15 protein-coding genes are annotated in these 19,663 nt (G+C 57.7%); 8 read left to right on the top strand and 7 right to left on the bottom strand.

Features of this window, described 5'->3' with window-relative positions; all coding sequences use genetic code 11:
• The first annotated feature begins 51 nt into the window (after positions 1-51).
• Positions 52-693: a DUF1345 domain-containing protein gene (locus D8U61_RS23985; RefSeq protein ID WP_130889137.1), complete on the top strand. Its 642-nt coding sequence runs from the start codon at positions 52-54 to the stop codon at positions 691-693.
• A gap of 159 nt (positions 694-852) precedes the next feature.
• Positions 853-1,296: a hypothetical protein gene (locus D8U61_RS23980; RefSeq protein ID WP_130927785.1), complete on the top strand. Its 444-nt coding sequence runs from the start codon at positions 853-855 to the stop codon at positions 1,294-1,296.
• Between the two features lie 62 nt (positions 1,297-1,358).
• Here D8U61_RS23980 and D8U61_RS23975 read toward each other — a convergent pair whose 3' ends face one another.
• The 3 genes from D8U61_RS23975 to D8U61_RS23965 all read right to left on the bottom strand — a co-directional run bounded on the left by D8U61_RS23975 (position 1,359) and on the right by D8U61_RS23965 (position 6,839).
• Positions 1,359-3,710 (bottom strand): autotransporter outer membrane beta-barrel domain-containing protein, encoded by a 2,352-nt coding sequence (locus D8U61_RS23975; RefSeq protein WP_130927784.1) that lies wholly within the window; start codon positions 3,708-3,710, stop codon positions 1,359-1,361.
• A gap of 181 nt (positions 3,711-3,891) precedes the next feature.
• A complete protein-coding gene (locus D8U61_RS23970) occupies positions 3,892-5,898 on the bottom strand; it encodes a hypothetical protein (RefSeq protein ID WP_130927783.1) in 2,007 nt (668 codons plus the stop codon).
• A 122-nt stretch (positions 5,899-6,020) separates the two neighbouring features.
• Positions 6,021-6,839, bottom strand: a complete 819-nt coding sequence (locus D8U61_RS23965; protein WP_130901598.1) for a hypothetical protein — start codon at positions 6,837-6,839, stop codon at positions 6,021-6,023.
• Positions 6,840-7,087: 248 nt separating this feature from the next.
• Between D8U61_RS23965 and D8U61_RS23960 the strand changes: the two genes are divergently transcribed.
• The 5 genes from D8U61_RS23960 (at position 7,088) to D8U61_RS23940 (ending at position 12,400) form a co-directional block, all read left to right on the top strand.
• Positions 7,088-8,116: a LacI family DNA-binding transcriptional regulator gene (locus D8U61_RS23960; protein WP_130927782.1), complete on the top strand. Its 1,029-nt coding sequence runs from the start codon at positions 7,088-7,090 to the stop codon at positions 8,114-8,116.
• Positions 8,117-8,267: 151 nt separating this feature from the next.
• A complete protein-coding gene (locus tag D8U61_RS23955) occupies positions 8,268-9,050 on the top strand; it encodes a TIM barrel protein (protein WP_130927781.1) in 783 nt (260 codons plus the stop codon).
• Positions 9,043-10,062 (top strand): sugar kinase, encoded by a 1,020-nt coding sequence (locus tag D8U61_RS23950; RefSeq protein ID WP_130927780.1) that lies wholly within the window; start codon positions 9,043-9,045, stop codon positions 10,060-10,062. Before D8U61_RS23955 ends, D8U61_RS23950 begins: the two co-directional genes overlap by 8 nt.
• A 57-nt stretch (positions 10,063-10,119) precedes the next feature.
• Positions 10,120-11,418, top strand: coding sequence for an MFS transporter (locus D8U61_RS23945; RefSeq protein ID WP_130901596.1), 1,299 nt, complete (start codon positions 10,120-10,122; stop codon positions 11,416-11,418).
• 13 nt (positions 11,419-11,431) lie between these two features.
• Positions 11,432-12,400, top strand: a complete 969-nt coding sequence (locus D8U61_RS23940) for a D-glycerate dehydrogenase (RefSeq protein WP_130927779.1) — start codon at positions 11,432-11,434, stop codon at positions 12,398-12,400.
• A 167-nt stretch (positions 12,401-12,567) separates the two neighbouring features.
• On the opposite strand, the gene D8U61_RS23935 is transcribed toward D8U61_RS23940, so the two are convergent.
• From D8U61_RS23935 to D8U61_RS23920, 4 genes are all read right to left on the bottom strand, one after another.
• Positions 12,568-13,755, bottom strand: coding sequence for an aminotransferase class I/II-fold pyridoxal phosphate-dependent enzyme (locus tag D8U61_RS23935; RefSeq protein ID WP_130927778.1), 1,188 nt, complete (start codon positions 13,753-13,755; stop codon positions 12,568-12,570).
• Positions 13,756-13,796: 41 nt separating this feature from the next.
• The gene (locus D8U61_RS23930; RefSeq protein ID WP_071172587.1) at positions 13,797-15,422 is read right to left on the bottom strand and encodes a methyl-accepting chemotaxis protein; all 1,626 of its coding nucleotides are present in this window, start codon (positions 15,420-15,422) and stop codon (positions 13,797-13,799) included.
• A gap of 158 nt (positions 15,423-15,580) precedes the next feature.
• Positions 15,581-16,717 (bottom strand): glycerate kinase, encoded by a 1,137-nt coding sequence (locus D8U61_RS23925; RefSeq protein ID WP_130927777.1) that lies wholly within the window; start codon positions 16,715-16,717, stop codon positions 15,581-15,583.
• A gap of 215 nt (positions 16,718-16,932) precedes the next feature.
• Positions 16,933-18,051: a sugar diacid recognition domain-containing protein gene (locus D8U61_RS23920; RefSeq protein WP_130927776.1), complete on the bottom strand. Its 1,119-nt coding sequence runs from the start codon at positions 18,049-18,051 to the stop codon at positions 16,933-16,935.
• A 171-nt stretch (positions 18,052-18,222) separates the two neighbouring features.
• Between D8U61_RS23920 and D8U61_RS23915 the strand changes: the two genes are divergently transcribed.
• A complete protein-coding gene (locus D8U61_RS23915; protein ID WP_130927775.1) occupies positions 18,223-19,533 on the top strand; it encodes an MFS transporter in 1,311 nt (436 codons plus the stop codon).
• Positions 19,534-19,663: the final 130 nt, after the last annotated feature.

Genomic DNA, 19,663 nt, shown 5'->3' with positions numbered 1-19,663 from the left:
CTGTCATCGCTGGGCTAAGGTGGTAAAACCTCCCTCACCTACCGAGCTTTCATGCCCTTCCTCGCCCGCACCCACCCTCGTCTTTCCGGCGCCGCCCTGTTCGGCCTCGCAACGGGCCTGCTGGTCCCGGCCGACTCCATCGTCAGCAAAATCCTCATCGGCTGGAACGCCGGTGTCTGGACTTACCTGGTCCTGATGTTCTGGCTGACCATACGCGCCAAGGCCCCGGATGTGCGTCGCATCGCCGAGATCGAGGATGAAAACGCTGGACTGGTGCTTTTCGTCGTGTGCATCGCCGCGCTGGCAAGCCTGGCCACCATCACATTTGAACTGACGGGCAGCAAAGATCTGGATAACACACACAAATTGATGCACTACGGCTTCACAGCGCTGACGGTGATCGGCTCATGGCTGCTGATCGGGGTGATCTTTTGCGTGCACTACGCGAGGTTGTTTTACACCTGGAATGGGAAGGAGCCAGCACTGCGTTTTGCGGAAGGACTGACCACCCCCAATTACTGGGATTTTCTGTACTTCTCGTTCACCATCGGCGTGGCTGTGCAGACTTCGGATGTGGGTGTTGCGACACGGGATATTCGAAAGATTGTCCTCGCGCAGTCGCTGATTGGATTTGTATTCAATACAGCAATATTGGGATTCTCGATGAACATTGCGGCTGGCTTGTTCAGTTGAATCACTCTACGACTCCAAGCATAAAAACAGTCTATTGCATAGCTGTAATATCTGACAGTTTACAAGACAGTGAAGGTCGTCTTATATGGGTTGTCCACGCACTCTTATCTTACGATGCTGCCTGGATCTTCCCGACTCGCTAATATGGAGATTTAACTCATGCGCAGCGCGGCACTGAAAACTGGCTATAACCAAAACGACTTCATAGACGACTTCACCGCCGACCTGGAAGACGGCACGAAATTCAGAGCTTGGTATACAGAATTAAGGTCGGACACGACCCCCGGCAGGGGTGACGTATACATCGTCATTGCCTATGACCGTGAAAAGCCATTCGTACGGACCTTCACCATTGTTTTTGAAAAATCCAAGCTTGAGGCATCAACGGCTATTACTGAGTTTGATGTCGGTGCAAATATCACTTACAACAGCTACGAAAACCAGCAGGCCCCAACTCTACAAAAAGCGACCTCGGGCACCTTGGACTATAAACTGGACATGGAAACCGATCGATTCACTGGCACCTTCACAGCTGACGTAGCTAAATCGGACGCAAGTGGAACATTTCCCTGCACCGCAACTTTCGACACCTCCTTGACTTGACAAAATAATCAAAGCCCCATCATTTATGAAGGGGCTTTTTTATAACTCGTTAACTTACTTATTCACCATTTCAATTGAAGGCCAAGCGTTGCGCCGATAGGCATTTCGATATTGTTGCCCCTCATATATTCCAGTTCCGCATGCGCCTGCCATCGATCCGACATGTTAAGCGCAACACCGCCGCCAACTTTTACACGCGAGCCGGAAAGGTCGTTATTGAATACATTATTATTCACCTGTACTTCGTTACTCTTTGAGAACTCGTGAGCTAAAGCCGCACGAACATAAGGCTGCCAGACAACTCCGTTGCGCAATTGCAAGTTTCGACCTAACGTCATACCGCCCTCGGCACGCATGGAACGGGTACGATCACCCTCGACGCTCAAGCCGTTCGCCAGGTGATAATCTTTGCCCTGGATTATTGCAGCACTGCCTTGGATATACGGTTCGATGAAATAGCCTTGATCGAATGCGAAATGGCGTCCGAATTCAATAGATCCGCTGACACCAGTGTTATCGTAATCACCCTTCGTACGATTTCCATCACTCAACCCGACTTTAGCTTCATTCTGGAAACGATTGAACTTGATCACATTATCAACGTAATAACCTTTGGCATTATCGATCCAGGTGAGATAGGAGCCCACATAGTAACTTTTGATCGTGCCGCTGGTTCCGCGGTGCAAATTCAAGTCAGAATGACTTTGCCCGGCCATGACGCCCAACAGCCACTGTCCACCGCCTATAGGCAGCGGAGCATCTGCGCCAAGCGTGAAACCATGCTGATCTTGTCGATAACCATCACCAAACGCGTCCGAAACATTGTACTTACTGCCATACGCCCTCCCCCACGCGCCGGATTTAGAGCGATTGAAACGCACTTCACCCATACGGCTGCGTAAAGACATAGCCTCTCCATCAAGCACAGTGATGGCAGTATTGAAAAGCGCTGTGACAGCGCGAGTAGACGGACTGACCGTCCGAGCAGTCGGATCGAGAAACCAGTCGTTGCCGCTTTCACTCTGTTTCAAGCCATAAGAAAACGCACCTAGATCGACCTCGCCATTGACGTTGGCCAATGAGAATTTGGCGTCACCGCCGGCGACATGCACAAGATCCACGGGTTGACCGCTCGGCAGCTCTGTCCCAGTTGAGGCGACCAACAAACGATGATCTCCAGTCGCTGTTCCTGTGATATTCAGCACGTCGGATTGATTTGTTGTGAAATTGACATTCATTTCAAACAAGCCACTACCAGAAAGGTTGCGCACGTCCAGTTGATTGAAAACGGTATCGGCACCGATCCTTACCGTACCGCCATTGAGCGCCAAATCGCCCACCTGACTGTTGCCCGTCATGTTCCAGCGTGACGTCGAATCGATAGTGGCGCTGGAGACATTGGTCATGACACCGGTCAATTGCGAATCCTGCTGCAGTGCTACAGAAGCAGTTGCTCCAGTATCGGCTGTCACATCTCCGGTCAACGATGCCTGGTTGAAACCAAGCGCTGCCGTACTGGTATCCGCAATCTGCACGTTGCCCATCAGGTCGCTGCGCTCCACATTGAAGTCCGCATTGCCCAGCCCCTTGACTTCAATAATGGTCCCGGAGCCACCCGTCAGCGCCGAGCCGTCGAGGACGTCGATCCGGGAGGCGGCTGCGCTGGTCCCCTGGTAATCCACGACAATTGCCGACCCGCCTTTGCCCTCAACACCTGAACCTCGCAACAGCAAATGGCTTCCAGGCAGCCCTGCACCCTCGAGTCCAAGCCTTACGCCATTCTGACCACCAAGTATCTGGCTGCCTTCCGTAGCGGAAGCCGAACCGCTCAGCAACGTTACACCATAACTGCCTGCACCGGTCCCTTCGATAGTAGAGCCCGAAAACTCTAATGTACTGAAGGCCGTTGCACGTGCTCCGCCTGTTGCCCCGCGGATCGTACTGTCACTGACCGTCACCTTCGAGCCGGAATCGACGTTGATGTTGCGTCCGGCCTGGAGCCCAAGGCGATCACTGGAGATAGTGCTATTGCCAGAAATCGTCGCGGTACTGTTAGTCAGTTCAACCCCGGAACGCGCATTGCCACCTGTCACAGTGGTTCCCGCCAGGTTTACCACTGATCCAGCGGAGGCAAAGATCTGCTGAGTGGTTGCCCCTACCGCATTGACTTGAGATTGCCGAGCGACGATGCCCAGAGTCTCAGCCTGATCGATATTCAATGTCGCCTGCTGTGAAAGCTGCCAGGACTCCACGTTATCGCCTTTGGTGACTGTATGAGCCGTTCCCACCAGTCCGGCGGCGAAAGCAGACTCGCAATTCAGCAATGAGAAGCAGAACGAAGAGGTTCCAAGCCAGATAACGGTCTTGGCACGAGAGCGAAAATGTGTGGTTTTGCAAAGAGATGAAGTACTCAAATCCAATCCTCCAAATATACGTCGATGGTGATAGATCGAGTAGATCCTTCACCCAAGGCGGCGCCAAACTACCGATCCGTTACGCATTGGTATGTAGGACATGTCCGATATTGCACAATTGTTTTTTTCCAATCGTTGCCAACTGCCGGGACAACCTGTCCCGGCAGCAATGCTGACAAACCTAAATTGTCGGAGTACCTTCGCAATAATTGTTACTTGAATTTAGTAGCGACACCTCGTTAAAAAACTCTTCAGAAGGATTTGGAGCACCCGAGATGAGTATCGAATACCAGATTTTGATATAGCCATTTGGCAACCCGGAACTGAAGGGTGGTTGAATAGGCTTGATCTTGGTCAAATAAGGCTTGATATTAAGAACGAATTCCGCCGAGCTTTCGGTGCCAAGTATGGTATAAGTGTCCAAAAACTCTGTTCCACCGATTTTTTTGGTTCCAAGCGCGTCCTCATAGCCTTCCGAATAAACGGTAACAACTGTGTCTTTCGGCATATGCGTTGCATCTATCGTCACGGTAACCGGCAACTCTCGATCAGGCCGGGTCAGATACGCGCATGATACTAGTCCATTGAACAGCCTAACTGTTGGCGCCACTAAGTCGACCTTGGCGAGATCCACCTGGACTTCAGTGTTAAGTGACTCTATGACGGCTGGACTGGTAGCGCTATTTTCGATCGTCCAATATGCCTGCTTTGGACCTGGTGCCCCGATCACTGCATCAAACTCATCAGGCGTCATGGTATGAGTCAATGGGTCCGTATTACCCGCAGTCAGCGTAAAGTCAGCAACTTCCTCGCCGTTTATCCAGAATCTGGCAATGTCGCCAGTTACAGGCACCCACGTGTCGCCGGTTTTTATCATCGGTGTGCTGAATGTGATATCCGCCAAACGGTCGGAAGCGGTGATGTGGTTCTTGGTTCCCGACGCACCCTCCACGGTAACTTCTACCATGTTCGGGTTTTTGATGTCCGGAAAGCCCGGATTACTTGGGCCGGGGGCAAGTAAATTGATTTGGGAGTCGGTACCTGGCGGAGCAACTTCAGGTTCAGTTCCACGAAAAAACTTATAAGATCCAGTAATCGGCACTGCCGCGGTCGCATTATTCCAGAGCGCCAGCAATCTGCTGGTTGTGATAGGGAACTGCAGCACAGTGGCGGCACCCAAGGGGCGAGTCCCCAAACTGACTGGAAGCGTTCCATTGGTGACAGTTGCAGCAATGCGGTCGGTGTCTTGCGCATTGTCCGGGCGTTTGACATTCAAATACACCGTACCCTGCAGATCGTTGAGGTCGATTGGGTCCGGCAAGATACCCTGGGGAAACTCACAATCGTGAAAGACTGGAGGTGGGGTTCGAGAAATTTGATAATCATTGGCAACCGCTTGCTCGCTGATGTTGCCCGTCGCGTCCGTCAGCGTGTACCAAAGATATTCCCGCGCGTCTATTTTTGGCAATTCAGCACTTGGCACGTCAACTGTGTCCGCTGTTAACCGCTGAGTATGGAGCAACTTTCCAGTTCCATATGTGGAGCCTGAATACACATGAATAGTGTCGGTTGCACTATAAAACTCGTAGTTTCGATTGATACTTACTTGTAAGAACTCATTATTCTCCAGCCATGCGTCGTCGACGGTTTTATCGGGCAAATTCATGTAAACAGCTCTTTCCGGCGGAAATTTCGTACCCGTTACCTTGTCCACCTCTGGTGGATTTTTATCGATTTCTACAGTGAGCCAATTCGAGTCGTCCCAATTGCCGTTTTTTCCGTTTTGTACGCGTAACTGAAACTGCCACGTTGTTGAAGCTTTATTCACATCATCATCCACCAGCGCCGCGGTCGGCACGTCGATAAGCACTTCCGCCGGGCGGCCGGCGACTGCCCCCAAATTGTCGTCTGTAATCATGTCTTCTGTACCGCCCGGGCCCTTGCGCTGGTACAACTCATATAAATCGTTATCTTCGGGCGTCAGGATTGTTGAAGTCAGGAATTTTACCTGGGCGGTACCTGAATCAATGATTGCCTTCGGCAACAGCCTACCCGGTAGCAAGCCAACGAACTCGGGATCAGCCAAGCGCACCCCTACGTTAACGTTAGAAGTACGCAGCGCAAGGCGACTACTTTTACCAAGAGCAACAGCAGATTGCGGCTTATCGTTAAAAATCGAAGTATTCACCTTCATTTCCTCGTAGTAATTAAAAACCCAAGCCGCACCCAAGCAACTTTCTGTCGCCAACATGAGCGACATGCATGACGTAGAGGCCAAAAACCGCTTTGATTACGGCTGTGTTACAACATTTACTTCAAAGGACCGCCGCCGCAGGGCTCTGGACAACCCGACTCGACGCGGTCTATTTTGACCAGACCAGGATGTGAGGCATAAATCGGTACCCCCCGACGGATAATGGTGTATCGGGCGATAGCAGAATGCTTGTCAAACATAGGCCTTATAAAAGGATCAAACGGAATATCTATAACAAACCCCTTAACAGGTTTATCACCATCAATTATTTCCCTGAACGTATGCTGCGGAGTGAGTACAGGGGGAGATCCATTTAATGTCGCAAACCCCTGCCAGACGAGTACACACACATCCTCATGCTGGAATATATCCGCAGCCTCAGGCACTATCTCGACCTGTATTTTTTCCCCAACCCAAGGAACGGTTTTGCAATTTATATAGCCCCAAAGATCCGCATCCGGAAATGCTGGTTTACGAAGCGTGGGCTTGAGAGCGTGTACTATTGTTAGTCTACGCCGGGGCGATTCATCATCATTACCATTACGCCCCACAAGCAGATAATAAATGTCGGCAAGGCCGTCCTCTTTCATATGTTCTGCTGTGAGATCGAATTCGAACTCTGGTTTATCGTCGAGATAGGTATATCTCTCGCAGAAAATCACGTTCGTTTCTTTGTTTTGCTCCCAATAAACATAAAGCTTCGTGTAATCTTCATCTTCACCTGGAAGCGGCTTTTGTGGAAAATTTGCCCAGCGCGGTATTCTCCCTTTCGTCCCGTTAATCAAAACATCCGGCGGCACGTGGCCGTCCGGGTCTGATGAACTAATTCCATCTAATGTAAAAGGCTCCGCGGTGAGCTGATTACTCTGCTCCATGTTATCTACTCTCTGCGATAATCTGCTGTGTGCGCGTCAATGAACTCTGTGTGTTGTTTCGATTAAGCGCCGGATTCTCCCTTTTGCCTACTGTCATATCTGACAGGTCAAATGACCGTCTGTCGGAATAACAGGATGGATCACTGCAAGCGAATAAGAGAGCACTTGACGATATTTCGTTTTTCGGAGAACACTGAAACCGGTTTCAGAGCTTATCCCCGCAATATAAAAATAAGGTCTATACGCCCGTGAACGATTTCTCCGCCGCACAACGAAGCCGCGTGACCATGCTCGACGTTGCCGAACATGCCGGCGTATCCAAGGCCAGCGTCTCGCGTTTCATCGGCGATGACCGCGCCCTGCTCTCCGATGCCATAGCCCGGCGCATCGAGCAGGCGATTGATGAACTCGGCTACCGCCCCAACCAAATGGCCCGCGGCCTGAAACGCGGGCGTACGCGCCTGATCGGCATGCTTGTCGCCGATATCCGTAACCCTTATTCAATTGCCGTGATGCACGGGGTGGAAACCGCCTGCCGGGCGCACGGCTACAGCCTGGTGGTTTGCAACACCGACCGCGATGACGAGCAGGAGCGCCAGCATCTGGCGCTGTTGCGCTCGTACAACATCGAAGGGCTGATCGTGAACACACTGGGCCATCATCGAGACGAGTTGCACGAGTTGCGCCGCGAGATGCCCTTGGTGCTGGTGGATCGCAAGGTCGACGGGCTCGACAGCGACATGGTCGGGTTGAACAACTCGCAAGCAGTAGAGATGGCGCTCGCGCATCTCGAACAACGCGGATATCGGGATCTTTTGCTGGTCACCGAACCGTATGACGGCACCAGCTCGCGGATCGAGCGGGTCAGCAGTTTTCAGGCGCAGATTGCTCAGCGCTCGACCCTGACTGGGGCGGTGCTGGAAACCGGTGATGATCTGAACGCGCAACTTCAAAGCTTTTTAAACACACCCGGTGATGGCCCGAAAGCGCTGTTTTGCGCCAATGGCGTGGCGGCGTTGGCGGCAACGCATGCGCTGCGCGCGCTGGGCGTGCGTCTATTTGAAGATGTCGGGTTGATTGCCCTGGATGATCTGGACTGGTATCCGCTGGTGGGCAGCGGAATTACCGCGCTGGCACAGCCGACGCAAGAGATTGGCGCGCGGGCGTTTGAGTGTCTGCTCAAGCGCTTGCGCGGGGATGATGAGATGGCGCGGGTGGTGGATTTTGCCCCTGTGCTGATTGAGCGGGGTTCGACCCGAGGGATTGACGGCGTCTGATCTGGCGCTTTCGCGAGCAGGCTCGCTCCCACAGGTTGATCCCATTCCATTGTGGGAGCGAGCCTGCTCGCGAAGGCCTGCAGAAGAACACTGCAGAACTACTTGATATTTTTTTGAACAAAAATGAAACCGGTTTCAGAGGTCAATAACAATGAATAAACCAGCCGTTTCCATCAGTCTGTCCAGCTACGGCGCCGAGCTTGTGCGCCAGCGTGGGCAGGATTCCTTTATTGAGATCCTCGCGGCCTCCGGCGCCAATCGCATCGAGTGGCGCGAAGAGTTGCTGACCCGGGAAGACCCGGCGCAACTCGCTCAGGCTACCCAGGCGCAGGGCTTGCAAAGCATTTATTCCTCACCCACCGAACTCTGGCTCGCAGGGCAAGCGCAGCCAAATCCCGAACTGATTACCGCGCTGCAACAGGCCCGGGCATTCGGCTCGAAATGGTTGAAGGTGTCCCTCGGTTATTTCACCGACAACTCTGATTTGCAGGCACTGGCCGAGCGACTCAAGCAAAGCCCGGTGCAACTGCTGGTAGAGAACGATCAAACCTTACATGGCGGGCGCATCGAGCCATTCCAGCGTTTCTTCGCCGCCGTCGAGCAGCACAACCTGCCGATCAAGATGACTTTCGACATTGGCAACTGGCACTGGCAGGACCAGTCCGCCGCCAGCGCCGCACGCGCGCTCGGCCGTCACGTCGGTTATGTGCATTGCAAAGCCGTTGCGCGCCGCGCCGACGGCAAACTGGTCGCCGTACCGCCGGCCATCAGCGACCTGCATCTTTGGGAACAACTGCTGCGGCACATGGACCAAGGCGTTATGCGCGCCGCCGAATACCCGCTGCAAGGCGATGACTTGGTGCAACTGACCCGTGAACACGTCGCCGCCCTCGCCCGCCTCGGTCAATCGCGCCTGGAGCCAGCCCATGTCTGAGATCGATATTCTTTCCTTCGGTGAAACCATGGCAATGCTGGTCGCCGAGCAGACCGGCGATCTGGCTAAGGTCGAGCAGTTTCACAAACGGATTGCCGGGGCCGACAGCAACGTCGCGATCGGCTTGTCGCGTCTGGGTTTCAACGTCGCGTGGTTGAGCCGGGTCGGCAACGATTCACTCGGACGCTTTGTGGTCGAGACGCTGATCAAGGAAGGTCTGGATTGCAGCCACGTCGAAGTCGATAAAAACCATCCGACCGGATTCCAGTTCAAATCGCGCAACGACGACGGCAGCGACCCGCAGGTCGAATATTTCCGGCGCGGTTCGGCGGCCAGTCATTTGTCGCCGCACTCCATCAACGACAACCTGCTCAGCGCCCGCCATTTGCACGCCACCGGTATTCCTCCAGCGCTATCCGCCTCGGCGCGGGAAATGTCCCTCGAGCTGATAACCCGCATGCGCGCCGCCGGACGCAGCGTGTCGTTCGACCCGAATCTGCGCCCAAGCCTGTGGGCCAGCGAAAGCGAGATGATCCGCGAGATCAACCGCCTCGCCGCCCTCGCCCACTGGGTGTTGCCGGGCTTAAGCGAGGGCCGCCTGCTTAGCGGTTTCGACGACCCGGCCGACATTGCTGCGTTCTATCTGGATCAAGGTGCGGAGGCGGTGGCGATCAAGCTCGGGCCTGAAGGCGCTTATTACCGCACGCAGCTGGATCAGGGTTTTGTCGCTGGCGTGCCGGTAAGCAACGTGGTCGATACCGTGGGCGCCGGTGATGGCTTTGCGGTCGGGATGATCAGTGCCCTGCTCGAGCATCAGAGTTTTGCCGAGGCTGTGCAGCGAGCGAACTGGATTGGCAGTCGCGCGGTGCAGAGTCGTGGCGACATGGAGGGGTTGCCGACCCGCCAAGAGTTATCGATTGAATTTGAATCCGCCTTCGCGAGCAGGCTCGCTCCCACATTTGGCATGCAATCGCCTGTGGGAGCGAGCCTGCTCGCGAAGAGGCCCGCCTGATCACCGCAAATCAATGAACCTGCTGCGACAAAAACAACAAGCTCAGGAGTCACACCGATGAAAACCGCTACCCTCGCCACCCGCCGCTGGTGGTACATCATGCCGATTGTGTTCATCACATATAGCCTGGCCTATCTCGATCGCGCCAACTACGGTTTTGCCGCCGCGTCGGGCATGGCCGAAGACCTGATGATCACGCCGGGCCTGTCCTCGCTGCTCGGCGCGCTGTTCTTTCTTGGGTACTTTTTCTTCCAGGTACCGGGCGCGATCTACGCGCAGAAACACAGCGTGAAAAAGCTGATTTTCGTCAGCCTGATTCTCTGGGGCGGGCTCGCCACGCTGACGGGCGTGGTCTCCAACGCCTATTGGCTGATCGTCATTCGCTTCATGCTCGGCGTGGTCGAAGCGGCGGTGATGCCGGCGATGCTGGTCTATCTCTGCCACTGGTTCACCCGTGCCGAACGCTCGCGGGCCAACACTTTTCTGATCCTCGGCAACCCAGTGACGATGCTGTGGATGTCGGTAGTCTCGGGTTATCTGGTACAGCATTTCAGCTGGCGCTGGATGTTCATCATCGAAGGTCTGCCCGCAGTGTTGTGGGCGTTTATCTGGTGGCGTCTGGCCGATGATCGTCCGGCCCAGGCCAAGTGGCTCAATGAGCAGGAAAAACACGATCTGGAAAGCGCTCTCGCCGCAGAGCAGGTCGGCATCAAAGCCGTGAAGAACTACGCCGAGGCGTTCCGTTCGCCGAAGGTGATCATCCTGGCGCTGCAGTTTTTCTGCTGGAGCATCGGCGTCTACGGATTCGTTTTGTGGCTGCCATCGATCCTCAAGGCAGGCGCGCAAATGGACATGATCGAGGCTGGCTGGCTCTCGTCGCTGCCCTATCTGGCGGCGGTGCTGGGCATGCTCGCGGTGTCGTGGGGCTCGGACAAATTGCAGAAGCGCAAACGCTTCGTCTGGCCGCCGCTGCTGATCGCTTCGATTGCGTTTTATGGCTCTTACGCCTTGGGCGCCGAACATTTCTGGTGGTCGTACACGCTGCTGGTGATTGCCGGCGCCTGCATGTACGCGCCGTATGGGCCGTTTTTCGCCATCGTTCCGGAGATCCTGCCGGCCAACGTTGCCGGTGGCGCCATGGCGCTGATCAACAGCATGGGCGCGCTCGGCTCGTTCGGCGGTTCGTATCTGGTCGGCTACCTGAACAGCTCCACCGGCTCGCCCGGCGCCTCCTACCTGTTGATGAGCGGCGCGTTGCTGTTGTCGGTGGTGCTGACGATTTTCCTCAAGCCCGGCGCCAGTGATTGCGTCGTCGCCAAAGCCGCCGCCACACCGCGTGTGCCGGCGCATTCCTGAAAGGACTTTTGCCATGAAAAAACAGGTCGTGCTGTACAAGAAACTTTCGCCCGCGCTAATGGCGCGCCTGCAAGAGCAGTTTGACGTAACGCTGATCGAAAGCCTCAACGCCGATGGCCTCATGCAGTTGCGCGATGCCCTGCCCCGCGCCCACGGTTTGCTAGGCGCCAGCCTGAAACTGGATGCAGCGTTGCTGGATCTGGCGCCGCAACTGGAGGCGATTGCCAGCGTCTCGGTGGGTGTCGACAACTACGACATCGAGTATCTGAATCGGCGCAAGATTCTGCTGACCAACACCCCCGACGTGCTCACCGAAACCACCGCCGACACCGGTTTCGCCCTGATCCTCGCTGCCGCGCGGCGTGTGGTTGAACTGGCGAACATGGTCCGTGGCGGGCAGTGGAGCCGCAACATCGGCCCGGCGCATTTCGGCACCGATGTGCATGGCAAGACGCTGGGCATCATCGGCATGGGCCGCATCGGCGAAGCGTTGGCCCAGCGCGGGCATTTCGGTTTCGGCATGCCGGTGATCTACCACAGTCAGTCGCGCAAGCCGGCGGTCGAGGAGCGGTTCGCTGCGCAATATCGCAGCCTCGAAGAGTTGCTCCAGCAGGCCGATTTCATTTGCCTGACTTTGCCTCTGACGGCGCAGACCGAACGTTTGATCGGCGCGGAACAATTTGCGCTGATGCGGCCGGAAAGCATCTTCATCAATATCTCGCGGGGCAAGGTGGTCGATGAGGCGGCAATGATCGAGGCGTTGCGCAACCAGCGCATTCGCGCGGCGGGCCTGGATGTGTTCGAGCGCGAGCCGTTGAATCATGACTCGCCGTTGTTGCAGTTGAGCAATGTGGTGGCGACGCCGCACATGGGCTCGGCGACCCATGAAACCCGGGAAGCAATGGCGCGGTGTGCGGTGGAGAATCTGTTGGCGGCGTTGAATGGGCAGCGGCCGGGGAATCTGGTGAATCCTCTAAACTGATCGTTCCCACGCTCTGCGTACTGATCGTTCCCACGCTCAGCGTGGGAATGCAGCCCGGGACGCTCCGCGTCCCTTCCGAAAGCTGGAACGCGGAGCGTCCCTAGAGGCATTCCCACGCGGAGCGTGGGAACGATCAGCAAGGCGCCGGGGCAGGCAATGCAAGACCCTCAGGCACTGCGCGCCTGCAACAGCTGCACCGCACACAACGCAATCCGCGCGCAGGCATCCGCCAGTTTGACCCGATTCACCACCAGACCGATGCGAATATGCCCCGCCGCGCTCGGCCCGAACGCTTCGCCGGCCAGCACAGACACGCCATAACCTTCCAGCAAGCGCTCGGCAAACGCCTGAGCGCCAAGGCCAGTCTGGCGCACATCGACCATCACGAACATGCCGCCATCCGGGCGAATCGGCTGCAACCCAGGGCAACCGTACAAACGTTCGCAAACCAGATCGCGGCGCAAGCGATACTCCTCGCGCATCTGAGAGACTTCCGGCAGATCGCTTTGCAGCGCCACTTGCGCGGCCTTCTGTACGAAATCCGGCAGACCGAAGAGCATGCTCAGCGACAGATTCACCAAATGCTCGGCCAAGGGTTTCGGGCCGATCATCCAGCCGATGCGCCAACCGGTCATCGCATGGGATTTCGACAGACTGTTGATCGTCGCGGTGCGCTCGGCCATGCCCGGCAGGCTCGCCGGGCTGATGTGCTCGCCTTCGTATAAAAGCTCGCTGTACACCTCATCGCTGATCAGCCACAGGTCATGGCGAATGCACAGCGCTGCCAGCTCCTGCCAGATCAGCAGCGACAAACTGGCGCCGCTGGGATTGTTCGGGCTGTTGAGCAGCATGGCGCGAGTTCGCGGGGTGATGCGCGCGGCGACATCGGCCGGGTCGACACGAAAACCGTTTTCCGGGCGCACCGGCACCGCAATTACCTTGGCACCGCAAGCGCCAAACACTCCTTCGTAGGTAACGTACATGGGCTCGGCGACGATCACCTCATCACCCGGATCAAGCAGACACTGCGCCACCGAATACACCGCGCATTGCGCGCCGGGCAGGACAATCACCTGATCAGGATCGACCCGTTGACCACTGCGCTGGCGATGACGCTCGGCAATCAGCCTGCGCAGCTCGAACCGTCCACGCACGTCGGCGTAATGGGTGTCGCCGGCCAACAGGCTGTCGATCGCACCATGGACGATCGGCAACGGCGTATCGAAATCCGGATCGCCGACGCTCAACAACAAAACATCAACGCCCTCGGCGCGCAGTTCCAGCGCTCGGTCGTGAATCTGCCAGGCAGCGGCACCCTCCCCGGCGATTCGTTGGGTCAAGGCTGAATAGCGCATGTACGTCTCCTGTTAGCGCGGTTTCCAGCCTTCACCGTATCTCAAATCACGAAACGCGCCACCATGGCGTTCAAATCCACCGCCAGCCGCGACAGTTCGTGGGTCGCGGCGCTGGTCTGGTTGGCGCCGGCGGCCGATTGCGTGGCGAGGTCGCGGATGTTGACGAGGTTGCGATCGACTTCGCGGGAGACTTGCGCCTGCTCTTCCGAAGCGCTGGCGATAACAAGGTTGCGTTCGTTGATCTGGTGAATAGATTGCGTGATCTGCTCCAGCGCCACACCGGCAGCGCGGGCCATTTCCAGCGTGGACTGAGTGCGCTGATTGCTTTGCTGCATCGACGAAACCGCTTCACCGGTACCGTTTTGAATGCCGGCGACCATTTTTTCGATTTCCTGAGTCGACTGCGCGGTGCGATGCGCCAAGGCGCGCACTTCGTCCGCCACCACGGCGAAACCACGGCCAGCCTCGCCGGCACGCGCCGCTTCAATTGCAGCGTTGAGCGCCAAGAGGTTGGTCTGCTCGGCGATGGCCCGAATCACGTCCAGCACCTTGCCAATGTCACGACCTTGCGCGGCGAGGCCTTCGATCATCTGCGCGGTGTTCTGCACGTCGTGAGTCATGGTCTGGATCGCGTCGACGGTTTTCACCACCTGATCGCGACCTTCGCGGGCGGCGTGGGTCGACTGGTTTGACGCTTCGGAAGTCGACACGGCGTTGCGCGCCACCTCTTCCACCGCAGCGGTCATCTCGTTGACGGCGGTGGCGGCCTGCTCGATTTCGTTGTTCTGCTGCTGCAGCCCGCGCGACGCTTCTTCAGTGACGGCGCTGAGTTCTTCGGCAGCGGCGCCCAGTTGCGTGGCGGAACCGGCGATCTGCTCGATGGTTTTGCGCAGGTTGGACTGCATCGCTGCCAAGGCTTCAAGCAAGCGCGCCGGTTCGTCCTTGCCGTCGACTTCGATGGCTTTGCTGAGGTCACCGTCGGCAATGGTTTGCGCAGCGAGCACGGCGCGGTTGAGCGGCGTGACGATGCTGCGGGTCAGCAACCAGGCGAGCAACACGGTGGCCAGCGCCGCAATCACGGCGACGATGATGATCCCGGTGATGGCGCTGTCATAGTTTTCACCGGCCTTGGTGGCCGCCGCTCTGGCCCCGGCGGTATTCATGCCGATCAGCTTGTTGAGCTGCTCGCCCATCTGATCGGTGCCTTCCTTGATGCGCGTGTTGATCAACGCGCGCATCGCTTCCAGATCGCCTTTGCGCGATAGCTCAATCATCTGATTCTGCGCTTGCAGGTAATTATCGAGCGTCGTCGAAAACGTCTGGAAGACCGCGCGCTCTTCAGGGCCTGCCGGCAACGCAGCGTAGCTGGCCTGCGCTTTGCGCACCTTGTCGACCAGCACCGCGATGCGGGTTTCTGCCTCTTGCAGGCTGGCCGGTTCGCGATTGACCAGCACACGGAACGAAAGAATGCGCATGCGCAGGACGTTTTCCGTGACCACGCTGAGGTGGGTCACGCTTGGCAACTGGTTGGTGTCCATGTCGATCGATGCCTGACGAATGACCGTCATGCGGCTGACGGCGAACACGCCGAGGACAATCACCAGCAAGGCGATAAAGGCAAAACCGAGGAAAGCACGGGGCGCGATATTCAGGTTACGCAGGGACATGGTCGGACTCTCGAAAGAAAGAAACTGCGAGCGTCCATGCCGTGAGCACTGGCCCATAGCGGGCGACAGTCCGGCAGCACTGAGTTGTGGTTTTGTGTGCGCCTGACCGTTGTATCGGCCAGGCTTGAGGAAGGTTTCGGGTCGGCGGTAAATATTTTTCAGGCTGAGGCGAGTTGCCAGACCCGAGCAATATCTGTAGCGCGTTCACGCAGCAGGCGCGGGGCTTCGGCGCAGGCCTGTTCCAATGTCATCGGTCCACTGGTCACGGCGAACGCGGCGTCGATGCCGTGTTGGTAGAGTTCCTGATAGCCCTCGCCCAAGGTTCCGGCAATCACGATCACCGGCACGGCGTATCGTTTGGCAATTCGCGCCACCCCGAACGGTGTTTTGCCACGCAGGGTCTGCGCATCGAAGCGGCCCTCTCCGGTGATGACCAGATCCGCATCTTTGACCGCCTCAGCGAGCCCGACCAGTTCCGCCACCACCTCGACGCCCGCCTGAAACTGCGCGCCGAGAAAAGCCTTGGCGGCAAACCCCAGACCACCCGCCGCGCCGCTGCCCGGTTCATCGCGCACGTCCTTGCCCAGTGCTTGCGCGCAGAGTTTGGCAAAGTGACCCAGCGCCTGATCGAGTTGCTCAACCTGCGCGGGCGATGCGCCCTTCTGCGGGCCGAAAATGGCCGAGGCGCCGTGGGGGCCGCAGAGCGGATTATTGACGTCGGCGGCGATGTCGAAACGCATATCGGCCAGGCGCGGATCAAGTCCACTCAGGTCCAATCGCGCCAGTTGCGCCAAGGCCAGGCCGCCGGGCACCAACGATTGATTCTGCGCATCCAGCAACTTCACACCCAATGCCTGCATCGCACCCGCACCGCCATCATTGGTCGCGCTGCCGCCGATCGCCAGGATCACCCGTTGCGCGCCGGCATCCAGCGCTGCACGAATCAACTCACCCGTACCAAACGTGCTGCTGATGCAGGCATCGCGCTGTCCCGGCGGGACCAGTTGCAGACCGCTGGCCTCGGCCATTTCGATGATCGCGGTGTGGTTGTGCGGTAGCCAACCCCAAGCAGCATCGACCGGCGCACCCAGTGGACCGCGCACGCGGGTGCGGCGTAACTCACCTTCGCAGGCTGCAAGAATCGACTCGACCGTGCCTTCGCCGCCATCGGCCATCGGGCATTTGATCAGCGTTGCCTGCGGCCAGACCTGTGCCAGTCCGAGGGCAATGGCTTCGGCAACGCCTTGGGCACTCAGGCTGTCCTTGAACGAGTCGGGGGCGATGACGATCTTCATGGGAATTCTCCGGTTGCAGTGGCGTTCATGCTGCCAGCGGTCGTGAGCGTTGACGCCGGTCGGGTGCACAAGTGGCGTCGGCGTTTATTGTTCATTTCCACAAAGGGCTGGCGCTGGATGTTCCGGCCCCTTCGCGAGCAGGCTCGCTCCCACAGTGGCATGCATTTCTAATGTGGGAGCGAGCCTGCTCGCGAAGAGGCCCCGAAATACACCGATCAATTCGGATCAGTCTGCGGCAACAGCTGCACCCCCAGGTACAACGCCAGCATCCCGTCCAGCTTCAACGGATCAACCCCGCTCAGCTCGGCAATCCGTTCCATGCGATAGCGCAGGCTGTTGCGATGGATACCCAGCGCTTCGGCACAGGCCTGGCTCTGCCCGTCGTGCTCGCACCAACTGCGCAGGGTCGCCAGCAACTGGCCGTTGCTGTCCTTGGCGATGACCTTGCGCAGCGGCTTGAGCAGTTCGTCCAGCGCATCATCGTTGCGATGCCGCCACAGCATGACCGGCAAGCGATAACGATTGAGCGTCAGCAGTCTCGAATTCGGCAGCACGTCACGACCATACGCCAGCAAGTCGCCGACCCGTCGATAACAGCGGCGCAACCCGGCCAGACCATCCGCCTGCCCGCCGACGGCGATGCGCAGAATCTTCCAGCCGAGGCCATCGATTTTTTCCAGCAGGCGATCGTGCTCGACGTTCTGGCTCGCCGGGCGACACCACAACAGCGACGACTTCGCCGAACTCACGCACCAACTGTCCGGATAACGCGAGGTCAGCCACGCACTCAGTGCCTCGACGGTTTGCCCCGGCCCGTGCTCAAGACCCAGCTCAAACAGATACGGCACCCGGGTCAATTGCGGCTTGAGTCCAAGCTGCTGCGCCTCATCGATCAGGCGCGGCGAATCCCCCGCCTCGCTCAACAGCAGCGCCAGCAGATCATCGCAGCGCTGCCGTCGCCATTGCTGCTCGGCCTGCTGATTGCGCTGGCCGACGAGCATTTCGGCGGTCATGCGCACCAGCTCGGCGTAGGTGCGCAATTGCTCCGGCTCGCCAGTGATGCCAAGCACGCCGATCAAGCGCTGATCGAGCAACAGCGGCAGGTTGATGCCCGGTTGCACGCCTTTGAGGTGCACCGCCGTCTGCGCATCGATTTCCACCACGCGCCCGTTGGCCAGCACCAGTTGCGCGCCTTCATGCCGGGTGTTGATGCGCTCCGGTTCACCGCTGCCGAGGATCAGGCCCTGACTGTCCATGACATTGACGTTGTACGGCAAAATGGCCATGGCCCGGTCGACGATGTCCTGGGCAAGGTCGTGATCGAGTTCGAACATAGCGGCGGCAATCCTTCAGTTCAGGCACGAACGGTTGTTCAGCCGCACAGGGTCTGGCGGCAAACCCTGTGCTCAGGCACAAAGACAATCCGGCCAAAGGTGGCCGAGACTCTCAGGGCGATCAACGTTACCCTTTGCATCGCAAAAAATCATAATAAAGAGAGAGCCGCTATGTCGCAGAGCGCCGCAGCTACCCAGACCATCGACGACGGTAAAAACGCCGTCTACAAACGCATCACCCTGCGTTTGATTCCCTTCATTTTCATCTGCTATCTGTTCAACTACCTCGACCGGGTCAACGTTGGCTTCGCCAAACTGCAGATGCTCGACGCACTGAAATTCAGCGAAACCGTGTACGGCCTCGGCGCCGGCATCTTCTTCATCGGTTACGTGCTGTGCGGCGTGCCGAGCAACCTGGCATTAACCCGCTTCGGTCCTCGGCGCTGGATTGCCTTGATGATGATCACCTGGGGCGCGCTGTCGACCTGCCTGTTGTTCGTCACCACCCCGACCGAGTTCTACACCCTGCGCTTTTTCACCGGTGCCGCTGAAGCCGGGTTCTTCCCGGGCGTCGTGCTGTATCTCTCGCAGTGGTTCCCGACCTTCCGCCGTGGCCGGATCATGGCGTTGTTCATGTCGGCAATTCCGGTCTCCGGTCTGCTTGGCAGCCCGTTTTCCGGCTGGATCCTCAACCACTTCGCCGCCGGCCAAGGCGGCCTGGCCGGTTGGCAGTGGATGTTCCTGCTGCAAGGCATTCCGACGGTGATCCTCGGCGCACTGGCGTATTTCCTGTTGAGCGACAGCTTTGCCAACGCCAAATGGCTGACCGCCCACGAACGTTCGGTGCTCGAAGCCGACCACGCCGAAGACCTCGCCAACAAACCGAAAACCGCCACCGACTCGCTGCTTGCGGTGTTCAAGAATCCTGCGATCTGGGCCTTCGGCCTGATCTATTTCTGCATCCAGAGCGGCGTGTACGCGATCAACTTCTGGCTGCCGTCGATCATCAAGAACCTCGGCTTCAGCGACAACCTGGTGATCGGCTGGCTGAGTGCGATTCCGTACCTGCTCGCGGCGGTGTTCATGCTGGTCGTCGGCCGCTCGGCGGACTTGCGCAAGGAGCGCCGCTGGCACTTGGTGGTGCCGATGCTGATGGGCGCTGTCGGTCTGGTGATCGCAGTGAACTTCGCAGCGAATCCGGCGATTGCGATTCTCGGCCTGACCATCGCGACCATGGGCGCACTGACTGGTCTGCCGATGTTCTGGCCGGTGCCGACCGCCATGCTGAGCGCGGGCGCGGCGGCTGGCGGTCTGGCGCTGATCAACTCGATGGGGCAGATGGCCGGGTTCCTCAGCCCGTATCTGGTGGGTTGGGTCAAGGACAGCACTGGCTCGACGGATGCGGCGTTGTATGTGCTGGCGGCGGTGATCGTTGGCGGGAGTATGCTGGCGTTGCGGATGACGCGGACGTTGCGGGCTTAATCAGAAGCGCAGATCAAAAGATCGCAGCCTTCGTCAGCTACTGTGGAATGCGTTCCCTGTAGGAACTGCCGAAGGTTGCGATCTTTTGCGTTTAAGCGGTGCAATTATGCATAGCGCCAGTCGACGCAAC

This window comes from Pseudomonas sp. Sample_14, from assembly GCF_004307515.1.
GTDB lineage: Bacteria > Pseudomonadota > Gammaproteobacteria > Pseudomonadales > Pseudomonadaceae > Aquipseudomonas > Aquipseudomonas atacamensis.
This window is presented reverse-complemented; position numbering and strand designations above follow the sequence as displayed.